This is a genomic window from Cupriavidus sp. MPR-AND1C, from assembly GCF_058809705.1.
The window spans coordinates 1-14,983 of sequence record NZ_JBXASU010000098.1; the positions used below are offsets into that span (position 1 = coordinate 1).

13 protein-coding genes are annotated in these 14,983 nt (G+C 66.2%); 6 read left to right on the plus strand and 7 right to left on the minus strand.

From position 1 onward, the window contains the following. Window positions 1-232: 232 nt before the first annotated feature. From AC1RWI_RS32350 to AC1RWI_RS32375, 6 genes are all read right to left on the minus strand, one after another. Window positions 233-1,096, minus strand: coding sequence for a ferritin family protein (locus AC1RWI_RS32350; RefSeq protein ID WP_043342844.1), 864 nt, complete (start codon window positions 1,094-1,096; stop codon window positions 233-235). Between the two features lie 219 nt (window positions 1,097-1,315). Then, on the minus strand, window positions 1,316-2,536 hold the full coding sequence (locus AC1RWI_RS32355) for a patatin-like phospholipase family protein (protein WP_419188877.1): 1,221 nt from the start codon (window positions 2,534-2,536) through the stop codon (window positions 1,316-1,318). Window positions 2,537-2,626: 90 nt separating this feature from the next. Further along, a complete protein-coding gene (locus AC1RWI_RS32360; protein ID WP_492870382.1) occupies window positions 2,627-3,526 on the minus strand; it encodes a PhaM family polyhydroxyalkanoate granule multifunctional regulatory protein in 900 nt (299 codons plus the stop codon). A 69-nt stretch (window positions 3,527-3,595) separates the two neighbouring features. Further along, entirely contained in the window at window positions 3,596-4,480 is an 885-nt protein-coding gene (locus tag AC1RWI_RS32365) for an enoyl-CoA hydratase/isomerase family protein (protein WP_419188869.1), read from the minus strand. Window positions 4,481-4,679: 199 nt separating this feature from the next. Further along, on the minus strand, window positions 4,680-5,663 hold the full coding sequence (locus tag AC1RWI_RS32370) for a fumarylacetoacetate hydrolase family protein (protein ID WP_492870384.1): 984 nt from the start codon (window positions 5,661-5,663) through the stop codon (window positions 4,680-4,682). Window positions 5,664-5,729: 66 nt separating this feature from the next. Continuing rightward, the gene (locus AC1RWI_RS32375; RefSeq protein WP_492870385.1) at window positions 5,730-6,752 is read right to left on the minus strand and encodes a Bug family tripartite tricarboxylate transporter substrate binding protein; all 1,023 of its coding nucleotides are present in this window, start codon (window positions 6,750-6,752) and stop codon (window positions 5,730-5,732) included. A 274-nt stretch (window positions 6,753-7,026) separates the two neighbouring features. Between AC1RWI_RS32375 and AC1RWI_RS32380 the strand changes: the two genes are divergently transcribed. The 4 genes from AC1RWI_RS32380 (at window position 7,027) to AC1RWI_RS32395 (ending at window position 10,377) form a co-directional block, all read left to right on the plus strand. After that, window positions 7,027-7,863: an IclR family transcriptional regulator gene (locus AC1RWI_RS32380; RefSeq protein WP_043342856.1), complete on the plus strand. Its 837-nt coding sequence runs from the start codon at window positions 7,027-7,029 to the stop codon at window positions 7,861-7,863. After that, window positions 7,823-8,902 carry a DUF3108 domain-containing protein gene (locus tag AC1RWI_RS32385; protein WP_330218497.1) on the plus strand — a complete coding sequence of 360 codons (1,080 nt, stop codon included), beginning with the start codon at window positions 7,823-7,825 and terminating at the stop codon, window positions 8,900-8,902. The genes AC1RWI_RS32380 and AC1RWI_RS32385 overlap by 41 nt, the downstream gene beginning before the upstream one ends. Before the next feature lie 123 nt (window positions 8,903-9,025). Continuing rightward, complete coding sequence (gene pcaD, locus AC1RWI_RS32390; RefSeq protein WP_043342861.1) at window positions 9,026-9,868, plus strand: 3-oxoadipate enol-lactonase; 843 nt, start codon at window positions 9,026-9,028, stop codon at window positions 9,866-9,868. Between the two features lie 251 nt (window positions 9,869-10,119). After that, window positions 10,120-10,377, plus strand: a complete 258-nt coding sequence (locus AC1RWI_RS32395) for a BTH_I0359 family protein (protein WP_006161303.1) — start codon at window positions 10,120-10,122, stop codon at window positions 10,375-10,377. Window positions 10,378-10,526: 149 nt separating this feature from the next. Here AC1RWI_RS32395 and AC1RWI_RS32400 read toward each other — a convergent pair whose 3' ends face one another. After that, on the minus strand, window positions 10,527-10,919 hold the full coding sequence (locus AC1RWI_RS32400; RefSeq protein ID WP_006161304.1) for a rhodanese-like domain-containing protein: 393 nt from the start codon (window positions 10,917-10,919) through the stop codon (window positions 10,527-10,529). A 177-nt stretch (window positions 10,920-11,096) separates the two neighbouring features. Between AC1RWI_RS32400 and AC1RWI_RS32405 the strand changes: the two genes are divergently transcribed. Beyond that, window positions 11,097-12,164 (plus strand): homocysteine S-methyltransferase family protein, encoded by a 1,068-nt coding sequence (locus AC1RWI_RS32405; protein WP_492870386.1) that lies wholly within the window; start codon window positions 11,097-11,099, stop codon window positions 12,162-12,164. 35 nt (window positions 12,165-12,199) lie between these two features. After that, window positions 12,200-14,947 carry a methionine synthase gene (gene metH / locus AC1RWI_RS32410; protein WP_043342871.1) on the plus strand — a complete coding sequence of 916 codons (2,748 nt, stop codon included), beginning with the start codon at window positions 12,200-12,202 and terminating at the stop codon, window positions 14,945-14,947. Window positions 14,948-14,983 lie beyond the last annotated feature (36 nt).

The following is a 14,983-nucleotide window of genomic DNA, read 5'->3' on the forward strand; positions in this document are numbered from 1 at the left end:
TTGGCAAGACAAAAAAGTAGGTCGCCGCCCCGCAGGGGTGGTGAAACTGCAGTTGAAGTTGTAGTTGCCCTTGACGTCAAGCCGTTGCAGTCGAAGCTGACTTTGCAGTAGCCGTTGCCGCAACTACCAACCACCACTCAAATTCCAACACCCCAAAAAACAAAACCCCATCATCCGATGGGGCCCGTCCCGCCGAAGGCGCCAAAACCACCCCCCAGCCAAAAAACCAACCTTATGCCTGCGCCGGCTGCGCACCCCCCGCCGCCTGCAACCGCACATTCAACTCCTTCCGATACCGGTTCAGATCCTGCACGGTCTCGAAAGTGCGCTCGAACAGCAGCGACATATTGTGCAGGATCCGCTCGATCACCTTCTTCTCCCAGCCTTCGTCGAAGCGGATCTGCTCGTCGAGCCAGTGCTCGAGCCAGTCCGGGTCCGGCAGGCGCGACTGGATGGTGTCGTTGGGGAACAACGCCTTGTTGACGTGCAGGTTGGTCGGGTGCAGCGGCTTTTCAGTGCGGCGGGCAGAGGCCATCAGCACGCCGATCTTGGCGAAGGCCGAGCGGGCGCTGTCGCCGAACTGGTTCAGGTACTTCTTCATGTAGCGCAGGTAGGCGCCGCCGTGGCGGGCTTCATCCTGCGACAGGGTGCGGTAGATCTGCTTGATCACCGGCTCGGTGTGCCATTCGGCGGCACGGCGGTACCAGTGGTTGAGGCGGATCTCGCCGCAGAAATGCAGCATCAGGGTTTCCAGCGGCGGGGCCGGGTCGAACTCGAAGCGCACGGCGTGCAGTTCTTCTTCGGTCGGCACCAGGTCCGGGCGGAAGCGGCGCAGGTATTCCATCAACACCAGCGAATGCTTCTGCTCTTCAAAGAACCAGATGCTCATGAAGGCCGAAAAGTCGGAATCGTGGCGGTTGTCGCGCAGGAACATCTCGGTGGCGGGCAGGGCCGACCATTCCGTGATGGCATTCATGCGGATCGTCTTGGCCTGGTCGTCAGTGAGCAGGCTCGGGTCGAAGGAATCCCAGGGGATGTCCTTGTCCATGTGCCAACGTACCGCTTCCAGCGATTTGAACAGTTCGGGGTAGAGCATGGTAAGCCTTTGAAATTACGGGCAGATTCTACCAGATGCGAATTATTCCCAATGCCCTTTTTAAGCGCAAAGGAAGGGGGTGTTTGCGGCTGAACCCGCACGATGCCCAATTTATGGGCGAATATCGCGCCTTTCCCTGCTTTTATTCGTGCGAAAAAGAGCGCTATGCGTTGCTCTGCACCAAGTCCGGCGATGCGGCGAGCCTGTTGTGCCCTTAAGTCAGGCCGTCACACCGGCGGGTGGTTCGACATCAAGTGTAACCGTCCGCGCGGGCGTTGCGTTCGTGTCGTCGCCATCATCGGGCGGGATCACATCATAGAGGAACGCCGCGAGTTCGTGCTGTTGCGCCAAGGCGTCTTTCTCGCCCAGGTCGATCAGGGCCTGGGTGAACTCGGGCTCGAACAGCAGGTAGCTGGCAAAGGCCGCGCCGCGCGCTTCGGTGCCGCCCAACGGCGTCAGCAGGGCGCGCACGGTGCGGGGCAGCTGTTGCACATGCGTCGCGGCAATGGACTCGATGGGCTCGCTGGGCGAGATCGTCATCACCTGCACCGGGCGCCAGCCTTCGCGGTCGTTGGCGATCTCCGGCATGCGCGAGAGCAGGCTGTTGATGTGCTGCAGCCGTTCCAGGTCAGCGCTGAGCCCGTCAAGGAAGATGCTGGCCAGGGCCTGGCCGCCCACCTGCGCCAGCGACGGGTAGCCGCCGGCCGGCACGGTGTCGAACCAGCCGGGACGCTGGCGGGAGGCCGCGCCGATGGCCAGGATGCGAGACGCGCCCAGGTGGATAGCCGGCGACAGGGGCGACATCTGGCGCATGGTGCCATCGCCGAACCACTCGTGGTGGCCTTCGAGTTCCAGCGGCAGCGCGGGGAACAGGAAGGGGATGGAGGACGACGCCAGGAGGTGGTCCACGCCGATCCTGGCTTCCACGGCCAGCCGCTGGCTGCGGTGCCACGGATGGATGCGGCGGTGTGACTGGTAGAAAGTGACGTGGCGCCCGGTGGTATAGGACAGCGCCGTCACGGCAAAGGCCTGGAGGTCGCCGGCGTCCAGGCTGGCCTGCACCCGCTCGGGGTCGAACAGTTCGCCGAGCAGGCCGCCCAGCGGCGCGTTGTCGAACAGCGCCCGCGGCGCGCGCCGGATGGCCCAGCCGAAGGCCAGCGCGGAGAGCCACTGCGCGCCGGATGCGCCCACGCCGACGATGCCGGTGCGGTAAACGTCCTCGGCATGGATGCCGCTCCACAGCGCGGCCAGGCTATCGGCCGCGGTGCGGAAGTTGGCCGCGTTGATCGCCATGCCGGCGCCGTTGATGGCGCCGGCCGACGTGCCGCAGATGATGTCGAAGGGAATGCGGCCACGATCGCGGCCGTGCTGCGCGGCGATGCGCGCGAGGCCGCGCAATACACCGGCCTGGTAGGCGGCGCGGGCGCCGCCGCCCATCATGATCAGCGAGGTGGTCTTCACTGCAGGCGTCGGCTCCGAAGTTGGATCACGGGGTTCCCCTGGTGTCGCGTGGCCAGGCGCGGCTCAGGCTCAGGACGGCTCGCCGGAAGTATCGGCCGAGCCGTTGGCGCTGCCTTGCGGCTCGGCGGGCTTGGCCGCCGCGGATTTCTTGCTGGCCGGACGTGTGGCTTTGGGCGCGGGTTTGGCGGCCGGCTTGGCCCCGGCTGCCTTGCCGGCTGCCTTGCTGGCTGGCTGGTGGGCCGGCCTGGCCTTGTTGGCAGGCGCCTTGCCTTCCGGCCTGGCGGCGGGAGCGGGGGAGGGCGCAGGCGCGGCTTCGGGCGCGGGCGTGCCGGGCATGCCCGGCATGCCAAAGGCGCCCAGGTTGCCGAGATTACCAAACGGCGACATGCTGGCGGTGGCGGCGCTGCTGGCGATCTGGTTGAACTGCTGCTGCAGCACATCCCACCACAGGCTGGCATCCGGCGGGGCGGCGTCACCCGGGCCGGCAGCGTGGCCGGATGCTGCGGCCGGCTCTTGCGCCTGGCCGGCTTCGGGCGCATCGGGGCCGTTGTCTTCCTCGTCCTCGTTTTCCTCGACCGTAGGCTCGGGCCAGACACGCCTGGCCGCAGGGGGCTCGGCGGGTTGCTGGTAGGGCGCCGCGCTGGGCGAGCCGGCCGCGCGCGCCACGTTTTCCATTGCGCTTTGCATCGCCTCCGGCGAGAGCGCGGTGCCGATGGTCTGCAGCGCCACCAGCGTGGCGCGCTGCACCTCCAGGCCCTGGATGGTGGTGCGCAGCAGGTTGGTGTTGAGCTGCAGCCAGCCTTCCACGGCCTTGAGGTCATGGATGCGCTTGTCGACGTCCTCCAGGTTCATCGGTGGGGTCATGGCCTGCAGGCCAGGCATCAGGCCGCCCGGCATGCCGGCGGCGCTGCCCCACATCTTGCGGAGGAACTCGAAGCCGTTGGTGAAATCTGGAATCTGGCCGAACATGGTCTCGCCTCCGGGGGTCGGCAGCCGGCGGCGCCGGCTGCGGAACTGCATTGATCGGAACTACATGTGTTACTCGAACTGCGGCGGCCGCTTTTGCCGCAGGCTGGCTACGCCTTCCTGCACATCGGGGCCGGCAAAGCCCATGAATTCCAGCGCCAGCGAGGCATCGAACGAGGGGCCCGCCATGCGCAGCCAGTTATTCAGTGCGTACTTGGTCCAGCGGATCGCCGTCTGCGACCCGGCGGCCAGCCGGCGCGCCACGTCGAAGGCGCGCTCGACCAGTTCCTCTTCGTCCACGGTCAGCGACACCAGCCCGATGCGCTCGGCCTCTTCGCCGCTCACCGACTCGCACAGCATCAGATAGTACTTGGCCTTGGCCATCCCGCACAGCAGGGGCCACACGATTGCGGCATGGTCCCCCGCCGCCACGCCCAGGCGCGTATGGCCATCGACAATGCGCGCGGTCCTGGCCGCGATCGAGATATCGGCCAGCAGGCCGGCCACCAGCCCAGCGCCGACCGCCGGGCCGTGCATGGCCGACACGATCGGCTTGTCGCAATTGATCACGTTGTAGACCAGGTCCCGGGCCTCGTGCCACACGCGGGTGCGGGTGGCGAAATCGTTGGCCATGTCTTCCACCAGGGACAGGTCGCCGCCGGCCGAAAAGCCTTTGCCTTCGCCGCGGATCAGCGCCACGCGCACGTCCGGGTCGGCCGACACGTCGCGCCAGATCTCGGCCAGCTCGCGGTGCATATTGGCATCGGCTGTGGCCAGCTTGCGGTTGGCGGACTGTTGCGCACCCATCACGATCTCGAGGATGGGGCCATGCCGGCGCAGGGTCAGCGCCTGGTAGCGATCGTAGCGTGGCGACAACGGCGCGTCGTCCACGTTGTCCGTGCCGGACGAGATCGGGGTGGACGAAGGCGTGGGCGCTTGCGGAGGGATTGCGGTCATGAGGCAGCGATGGCCGGGGCCATTCCTTGGTGACGCGTGGGGGCCGGGCCGCGAAAAACGGCCCGGGTCGCCGCCGGTGGCTGCCTGGCGCAGTCGATGGCAATTAGCCAACCGTTCGGTCGGTCAATTATAAGCACTCCCATCGCCGCGCGGCCAGCGGCAAGCAGCGTGGCCCGCGGCGTTTCCCTCAGCTTCAGCTTCAGCCCTTCGCCGACACCAGCTGGTCGATCGCGCCGAACACCGAGCGGCCTTGCGCATCGAACATCTCGATCTTGACCGCGTCGCCGAACTTCATGAAGCCGGTGACCGGCTGGCCGCCGTCGATGATCTCCAGCATGCGCTTCTCGGCGATGCAGCAGTAGCCCTTGCTGCGGTCGACGTTGGAGATGGTGCCCGAGCCGACGATGCTGCCTGCGCGCACATTGCGCGTCTTGCAGATATGGGCGATGAGCTGGCCGAAATCGAACACCATGTCGGTGCCGCAGTCGGGCGCGCCCACCTTCTTGCTGTTCCAGTGGACGGTCATCGGCAGGTGCACGCGGCGCTCGCGCCAGGCTTCGCCCAGTTCGTCGGGCGTGACAGCTACCGGCGAGAAGGCGGTAGCCGGCTTGCTCTGGAAGAAGCCGAAGCCCTTGCCCAGTTCGGCGGGGATCAGGTTGCGCAGGGATACATCGTTGGCCAGCATGATCAGCCGGATGGCGTCGGCGGCCTGCTCGGGCTTGGCGCCCATCTTCACGTCGCCGGTGATGACGGCGACCTCGGCCTCGAAGTCGATGCCGAAGGTTTCGCTGGCGCACACGATATCGTCATGCGGGCCGATCATGTCGTCGGAGCCGCCCTGGTACATGAGCGGATCGGTCCAGAACTCCGGCGGCATCTCGGCACCGCGCGCGCGGCGCACCAGTTCCACGTGGTTGACGTAGGCGGAGCCGTCGGCCCACTGGTAGGCGCGCGGCAGCGGCGCCATGCACGCCCTGGGGTCGAAGGCGAAGGGGTGGCGCGCGCGGCCCGCGTTCAGGGCATCGTAGACGTCCTGCAGTTGCGGCGCGTAGAAGTTCCAGTCATCCAGCACGGTCTGGAGCTTGCCGGCGACATCGTTGACGTAGTGGGCGGTCTTCAGGTCGCGCGAGACAACCACGAGCTGGCCGTCGCGCGAGCCGTCCTTGAGGGTGGCGAGTTTCATGTATGCGGTGCGTTAGGAAAAAAGCAGATCAAGCGGAAAAAGCGGAAATGCTGAAAAAGCAGCCCGCTAGTCTACCGTGATGCCCTTGGCCTTGATCAGCTTGCCCCAGCGCTCGGCTTCGGCATGCGCGTACTGCGCGAACTCCTCGGGCGTGCTGGAGACCGGCTCCACGCCGATGCCTTCGAAGCGCTTCTGCACGTCGGCGCTCTTGAGCGCCTTCACCAGCTCGGCGTTCAGGCGGGTCACCACCGGCTTGGGGGTGCCGGCCGGCGCCACCACGCCTTGCCAGGCATAGGCTTCGAAGCCGGGCACGCCGGCTTCGGCCACCGTCGGCACCGCAGGCAGCGCCGTCAGGCGCCTGGGCGTGGCCACGCCCAGCGCGCGTACCTTCCCGGCCGCCACGTTCTGCTGGCCGGAGGCGAGGTCAAGGAACATCAGTTCGACCTGGCCGGCGAGCAGGTCCTGCACCGCCGGCGCGGCGCCCTTGTAGGGCACGTGGGTCATCCTGGTCTTGGTCTGGTCCATGAACAACTCCATGGCCAGGTGGTGCGGGCTGCCCGCGCCCGGCGAGGCGAAATTCACCTTGCCGGGGTTCTTCTGCACGTATTCGATGGCTTCCTTGAGCGTGCGCGCCGGGAAGTTCGGCGTTGCCACCAGGATCAGCGCAAAGCGCGCCACCATCCCCACATGCACGAAGTCCTTGTCGGCGTTGTAGGGCAGCTTCTTGTACAGCGACGGGTTGGCCGCCAGGGTGGCGGTATCGGCGGTCAGCAGCGTGTAGCCATCGGGCTTGCCATGCGCTACCGCGTCGGCGCCGACGATGGTGGCCGCGCCCGGGCGGTTGTCGATCACCACCTGCTGGCCCAGCGCCGGCGTGATGGCCTGGCCCAGCGTGCGCGCCACGACGTCGGTGCCGCCTCCCGCCGGATAGGGCACGACCCAGCGGATCGGCTGGGCGGGCCAGTTGTCGGCGGCGCAGGCGGGCTGGAACGCGGCGGCGCCCAGCGTCAGCGCGGCTAGCAGCGGCGCAGCGCAGGCGCGCCATGCTTGCAGGGCGGGGCGTTGGCCGACGGGGGAAAGGCGGGTCATCTTCGTCTCCTGTAGAAAGCGGCCGCGCCGCGCCATCTGGATTGGATGGCGGCATGCCCGCGCCGGTATTGGCCGGTGCCGAAGATATCGATTCGCCCCGACCTGTATATGTGCGCTCAAAGGTGCGCTCAAAGTCTACCGACGGTTTAAAAATTGGTAAATCGATTTCGCTATAGTAAATTTATGGGCCGGGCGGCATGATTGCTTTGCGTGCGCGCAGCCGGTACGTGTGATTAATGCAATTCTTTTTCAATTTCTTGCCCCCCGTTGCCGCATGACTGAACCTGAAGAAGACGATTCCAAGTTGCGTTCCGGCATCCAGTCGATCGAGGTTGGCTTCAAGCTGCTGCAGGCGCTGGCGGCATCGCCGCGCGCCATGATGCTGCGCGACCTCGCCGCCGCCGCCGACATGAATCCGGCCAAGGCGCATCGCTACCTGGTCAGCTTCCAGCGGCTCGGCATGGTGATGCAGGACCCGGTTGGCGGGCGCTACGACCTCGGGCCGTTCGCGCTGCAACTGGGCCTCGCCGGCCTCAATCGGCTTGATCCTGTCAAGAAGGCCCGCCCGATCCTGTCGCAGTTGCGCGACGAGATGGACCAGACCATCGGCATCGCCGTCTGGGGCAACCACGGCCCGACCATCGTGCACTGGGAAGAATCCAGCCACCCGGTCACGGTCAGCCTGCGCCTGGGCGACGTGATGCCCATGCTCAACTCCGCCACCGGCAGGCTGTACGGCGCCTACCTGCCGAAACAACAGACGCGCCCGCTGGTCGAACGGGAACTGGCGGAGCGCGGCCATGACGATATTCCGGACCTGCCGCGCTCGCTGGCCGACTATGACGTGGTCTGCGAAGACGTTCGCGCCCACGGCGCGGCGCGGGTGAAGGGTGGCGTGCTGCCGGGCATCAATGCGTTTTCGATGCCGGTGTTCGATGCCAACGGTCACGTGGCGATGGCGCTGATCGTGCTGGGCGCGCAGAGCGTATTCGATGCAGAATGGGGTGGTACGGTCGATCGTCATGTGCGCGATATTGCCCGGCAGATTTCTTCGGAGCTTGGTTATCTTGGTGGCAGCCCGACGAGCGGGCCGAACGGCCCTCACCCGTAAGCCGACCTCGCGCCGCCTGCGCTGGGCGGTTGCGCTTGCGCTGGTGCTGGCCGCCCACCTGCTGGCGGTGCTGGGCCTGCTGCATATGCCCGGGTTGCCGCGGGACCCGACCGCGCCGCCGCCGCTCGAAGCCATCCTGCTGCCGCCGCCGGCGCCACCGGCACCCGTCGCGCCGCCACGCCCGGCCCCGGCCGCGCCAAAGCGGCCTCCGGCGGCGCGCGTCGAGCCCACGATCACCCCCACGCCTGAGCCCCCGGTTGCAGCCCCAGCCGCCCCTGAGGCGCCGGCGCTGCTTGCCACGCCTGGTGCCGGCCCTTCCATGGCGAGCGCCGCTGGCGGCGCCGGGAGCAGTGCGGCACCCGCGTCCGCGCCGGCCGCGGCGCCCCCTGACAACGTTCGCTACGCGGCGCCCCCATCCACGCTGCTGCACTACGCCAGCTTCGTCAATGGCGTGCAGAACCCGGATGGCCTGATCCGCTGGCAGCATGACGGCGCGCACTACCAGCTCGCGGTGGAGACACGGGTGTTGTGGTTCCGCTTTGCCTTTCACAGCACCGGCGCGCTCGACGAGCGCGGCCTCGCGCCCGAGCGCTATGAGGAGAGCCGCCGTAACCGTGTCGAGGCGGCTCGCTTCGATCGCGCTGCCGGCATGCTCGTCTTCGAGGGGCGCGGCAAGCAGGAGCCGCTGCCGGCCGCTGGCCAGGACCGTTTCAGCGTGTTCCTGCAAATGGTGGGGCTGGTGCGGGGCAATCCGCAGCGCTACGCCACGCCGGGCGTGACGGAAACCTTCGATGTGGCGGATACGCGTGACCTGGAGCCCATGCAGGTGCAGTATGTGGGGGAAGAGGACGTGGATACTGGCCATGGCCTGGTGCGGGCCAAGCACTTCGTGCGGCTGCCGCGCCATGCCAATGATCGTCGGCGCGTGGAAGTGTGGCTGGCGCAGTCGCTGCAGTGGATGCCAGTGAAGCTGCGGCAGACGGAGCCCGATGGCACGCAGATCGAGCTCGTTTATCGCGACAGCGAACCGCTGCGCTGAGCCTGCAAGCTGTTTTCAGGCCGACGTAAGCCCGCCCGCAAGCCGTCCTCAAGCCATCCGCCAGCTGCGGCATCGGCCGCCGCTGTGGTTCACCGTGTTTTCACCAACATCCGGAGACCCGTCATGAGCGCCACCCTGCCACCATCCGAGACCCGCCGCGTGCGCGTGGGCGATATCAGCCTGCACGTGCGCATCGACGGGGGCGACGGCCCCTGGGTGGTCCTGGCGCATGCGCTGGGTGCCAATCACACCTTGTGGGATGCCACGGCGCGCCACCTGGCGCCGCGTTATCGCGTGCTGCGCTACGACCTGCGCGGGCACGGCCAGAGCGATGCGCCGATCGGCGCCTACTCGATGATCCGCCTGGCCGACGACGCGGCCTGCCTGATGGATGTGATGGAGGTGCCGGCCGCGCATTTCGTCGGGGTCTCGGTGGGCGGCATGATTGGCCAGACCGCGGCCGTGCGCCATCCCGAGCGCTTGCTGTCGTTGACCTTGGCCGCGACCGTCAACCGCACGCCGCTGGATGTCCACCCGATGTGGCATGAGCGCATCGGCCATGTGGAAGCGCACGGCATGGCGGGCGTTGCCGACAGCACCATGCAGCGCTGGTTCAGCGCGGCATTCCGGGGGGCGCATCCGCAGGAGGTGGCCCGCGTGCGCGAGATGCTGCTGGCCACGCCCGTGCACGGGTACGTCGGAACGTGCCAAGCCATCATGGCATTTGACCTGGCCGGGGCGATTTCGCGGATTCATTGTCCTACTCTGGTAGTGGCCGGCGAGGAGGACCTGGGGGCGCCACCGGCGATGGCACGCGAGATTGCTGGCGCCATTCCCGGTGCCCGGCTCGAAATCCTGCCTCACGCCGCGCACCTTGCCCATATCGAGCAGGCAGAACGCTTTCATGCCGTGCTGGATGCTTTCCTTGGCAATGCGGCTTGCGGCGCACAGTGCGATGTACCCTGAGACGAACCTTGGCGCTCAGGGCAGAACAGCGGGCGATCGCTTTCCCACCAAACTCAAGAACTTGCTGGGATGGCCGTTGCCCAATGTAGTGAGGGAACGCGTAAAACCTGCGGTTTGCCGAAGCAGAACTTGAAAACACGGCAAACACCCTCAGCTTGGAGGAGAAATCGCGGTGGGCAACTGGCCAGTGTGCCGGTTATCGAAATAATCAGTCGCCCGCCGCTCGACCCATGACAGCCAGGAGGTATGCCATGCAAATGATCTACAACAGCGACAATTACTGCATTGTCGAGTTTGGTGCGGATGTCGAGCATGCGCCTCTTGCCTCTGGCGGCTATGAAATCGTGGACAAGAACCTGAAGCGCGAGATTTTCCTCGGTGGCCAGATGGCCGAGAGCTTTCGTGCGGACGTGACGCGTCTGATCGAAAGCGAGCCGTCGGTGGAAGAGGTGGATGATTTCCTTGGCAAGTTCGATACAGTGATGATTCACCCGCTAGTGATGCACTAGGCTCCGCGGTGCCTTTGCCAGCTTTGCGTCGCGTGACGGGCCGGCAAGCCAAGCCACGGAGGAAATAGCAAGAAGCCCGCGCACCGCGCGGGCTTCTTGCTATCAGGCATCGGGCTTTCAGGATACGTTCCCGGCCAGCTTCCGGTCATTCAATACTGTTCCCAGGGCAGCCCGGCATGGCGCCAGCCGTTGAGCGTATTGCGATGGCGCTCGGCGTCGAGGTCGCCCTCGAAGCCATGCAGCACGTTGTAGACGGTGGAAAACCCGGCGCCCTCCAGGGCTCGCGCGGCGGCCGTCGAGCGGTTGCCGCTGCGGCAGATCAGCAGCACCGGGCGCGCCGACGCCTGGCCCGCGAGCTTCTTCACCGACTGCACGAAATGCGGGTTCACCTCCCAGTCGGGGCCATCGTTCCAGGGCACGTTGTGTGCCCCCTTGGGGTGCCCAACGAACAGGTACTCCATTTCGCTGCGGCAATCGATGAAGAGCGCATCGGGCGACTCGCTGAGGAGCGTTTGCGCGTCGCCGGGGCTGAGGTGTTGCATGGGCAAGGCTTTCCGTTGATGGGAATGAGGGTGAATGTGCCCCAGTGTAGGGCCGGGCGGTGCCGCGCGGCAACCCGCGAGCGCCGCTGGCTGCACCGCCCGGATGCTGCCGTTATTCCGCAAACCATTGATGTAACTGATAAAATCGCAGTCTTTTCTCTTGCTGTCGAGCCCCACATGAGCGCCGCCCCACGTTCCGCCTCGCTTCCTCCCGCGCGTCCCTACACCCGGGCGGCCAACCTGCCGGCCCTGCTGCGCGAGCGCATCCTGATCCTGGATGGTGCCATGGGCACCATGATCCAGCGCTACAAGCTGACCGAGGCGGATTACCGCGGCGAGCGTTTCGCCGGGCACCATGTCGACGTCAAGGGCAATAACGAACTGCTGCTGCTAAGCCGCCCGCAGGTCATCAGCGAGATCCACGAGCAATACCTGGCTGCCGGCGCCGACCTGATCGAGACCAATACATTTGGTGCGACGGGCGTGGCCCAGGAAGACTACAAGATGGCGGACCTGGCCTACGAGATGAACGTTGTTGCCGCCCGGCTGGCGCGCGAGGCCTGCGACAAGTACAGCACGCCCGACAAGCCGCGCTTCGTGGCCGGCGCCTTCGGCCCCACGCCCAAGACCGCGAGCATCTCGCCGGACGTGAACGACCCGGGCGCGCGCAACGTGACCTTCGAAGAGCTGCGCTGCTCGTACTACGAGCAGGGCAAGGGTCTGCTGGAAGGCGGTGCCGACGTGTTCCTGGTGGAAACCATCTTCGATACGCTCAATGCCAAGGCCGCGCTGTTCGCCATCGACCAGCTGTTCGAAGACACCGGCGAGCGCTTGCCCGTGATGATCTCGGGCACGGTCACCGACGCCTCCGGGCGCATTCTCTCCGGCCAGACGGTGGAAGCCTTCTGGAACAGCCTGCGCCACGCCCGCCCGATCACCTTCGGCCTGAACTGCGCGCTCGGCGCCACGTTGATGCGCCCCTACATTGCCGAGCTGGCCAAGATCTGCGACGCGGCTGTGTCGTGCTATCCGAACGCCGGCCTGCCCAACCCGATGAGCGATACCGGCTTTGACGAAACCCCGGAGGTCACGTCGTCGCTGGTGGAAGAGTTTGCGACGTCCGGCCTGGTGAACCTGGTGGGCGGCTGCTGCGGCACCACGCCCGAGCATATCGCCGCCATTGCCGAGCGCGTGGCCAGCAAGAAGCCGCGCACCTGGCCCGGCCAGTACCGCGACGCCGCCTGAACTCGCATCGCGAGCCCACAGAACAAGATCAAGCCATGACCAACGATACCCTGCCGCCGCGTCCGATGCGCCTGTCCGGCCTCGAGCCTTTCACCATCGATGAAGACACGCTCTTCGTCAACGTCGGCGAGCGCACCAACGTCACCGGCTCCAAGGCCTTCGCCCGCATGATCCTGAACGGCCAGTTCGACGATGCGCTGGTGGTCGCCCGCCAGCAGGTCGAGAACGGCGCGCAGATCATCGACATCAACATGGACGAAGCCATGCTGGACTCCAAGGCGGCCATGGTGAGGTTCCTCAACCTGATCGCCTCCGAGCCCGATATCGCGCGCGTGCCCATCATGCTGGACTCGTCCAAGTGGGAAGTGATCGAGGCCGGCCTGAAATGCGTGCAGGGCAAGCCCGTGGTCAACTCGATCTCGCTCAAGGAAGGTGAGGAACAGTTCCGCCATCACGCCGAGCTGATCCGCCGCTACGGCGCCGCGTCCGTGGTGATGGCCTTCGACGAGCAGGGCCAGGCCGACACCTTTGCCCGCAAGACCGAGATCTGCAAGCGCAGCTACGACATCCTGGTCAATGAAGTCGGCTTCCCGCCCGAAGACATCATCTTCGACCCGAACATCTTCGCGGTGGCGACCGGCATCGAAGAGCACAACAACTACGCGGTGGACTTCATCGAAGCCACCGCATGGATCAAGCAGAACCTGCCATACGCCAAGGTCAGCGGCGGCGTGTCCAACGTATCGTTTTCGTTCCGCGGCAACGACGCGGTGCGCGAAGCCATCCACACCGTGTTCCTGTACCACGCCATCAAGGCGGGCATGGACATGGGCATCGTCAACGCCGGCCAGCTCGGCGTGTACGACCAGCTCGACGCCGAGCTGCGCGAGCGCGTGGAGGACGTGGTGCTCAACCGTCGCGAGGACAGCACCGACCGCCTGCTGGAGATCGCCGACCGCTACAAGGGCGGTGGCGCGAAGAAAGAGGAAAACCTGCTGTGGCGCGGCACCCCGGAGAACCCGGTGCCGGTGGCCGACCGCCTGTCGCATGCGCTGGTGCATGGCCTGACCACCTTCATCGTGGAAGACACCGAGGAAGTGCGCCAGCAGGTCGAAGCGCGCGGCGGCCGCACGATCGAGGTGATCGAAGGCCCGCTGATGGATGGCATGAACATCGTGGGCGACCTGTTCGGCGCCGGCAAGATGTTCCTGCCGCAGGTGGTCAAGAGCGCCCGCGTGATGAAGCAGGCCGTGGCTCACCTGTTGCCCTACATCGAGGAAGAAAAGCGCTTGCTGGCCGAGGCGGGCGGCGACGTCAAGGCACGCGGCAAGATCGTCATCGCCACCGTCAAGGGCGACGTGCACGACATCGGCAAGAACATCGTCTCGGTGGTGCTCCAGTGCAATAACTTCGAAGTGGTCAACATGGGCGTGATGGTCCCGTGCAACGAGATCCTGGCGCGCGCCAAGGTCGAGGGCGCTGACATCGTCGGCCTGTCCGGGCTGATCACGCCGTCACTTGAGGAAATGGCCTACGTCGCCTCCGAGATGCAGCGCGACGACTACTTCCGCATCAAGAAGATCCCGCTGCTGATCGGCGGCGCCACCACCTCGCGCGTGCACACCGCGGTCAAGATCGCGCCCCACTACGAAGGCCCCGTGGTCTACGTGCCGGACGCATCGCGCTCGGTCAGCGTGGCGTCCAGCCTGCTGTCCGACGATGGCGCCGCCAGGTACCTGGACGAGCTGAAGACCGACTACGAACGCATCCGCCACCAGCACGCCAACAAGAAGGCCACGCCAATGGTGTCGCTGGCCAAGGCCCGCGCCAACAAGACGCCGGTGGACTGGAGCGCCTACGTGCCGCCCAAGCCGAAATTCATCGGCCGGCGCATCTTCCGCAACTACGACCTCACGGAGCTCGCCAACTATATCGACTGGGCCCCGTTCTTCCAGACATGGGACCTGGCCGGCAAATTCCCCGACATCCTCAATGACGAGATCGTCGGCGAATCCGCCCGCCGCGTGTTCTCGGACGGCAAGGCCATGTTGTCGCGCCTGATCCAGGGCCGCTGGCTGACGGCCAACGGCGTGCTGGCCCTGCTGCCGGCCAATGCCGTCAACGACGACGACATCGAGATCTACACCGACGAGACCCGCAGCCAGGTCGCGCTGACCTGGCACAACCTGCGCCAGCAAAGCGAGCGCCCGGTGATCGATGGCGTGATGCGCCCCAACCGTTGCCTGGCCGACTTCGTCGCGCCCAAGGACAGCGGCATCGCCGACTACATTGGCGTGTTCGCTGTCACCGCCGGCATTGGCGTGGACAAGAAGGAAGCCCAGTTCGAGGCCGACCATGACGACTACAGCGCGATCATGCTGAAGTCGCTGGCCGACCGCCTGGCCGAAGCCTTTGCCGAATGCCTGCACGAGCGCGTGCGCCGCGACCTGTGGGGCTATGACGCTGGCGAAGTGCTGACCAACGAGCAACTGATCGCCGAGACCTATCGCGGCATCCGTCCGGCACCGGGCTATCCGGCCTGCCCGGAGCATACGGTCAAGGCGCCGATGTTCGAGTTCCTCAACGCTGCCGAGATCGGCATGGGCATCACCGACTCGCTGGCGATGACACCGGCCGCTTCGGTGAGCGGTTTCTACCTGGCGCATCCGGAGTCGACGTATTTCTCGGTCGGCAAGATCGGCGAGGACCAGTTGGACGATATGGTGGCGCGCCGCGGCGAAGAACGCAGCGTGCTCGAGCGCGCGCTCGCGCCAAACCTGTAACCACTTGCGCGATGGCGCGGCGGCGTTTTACGCCGC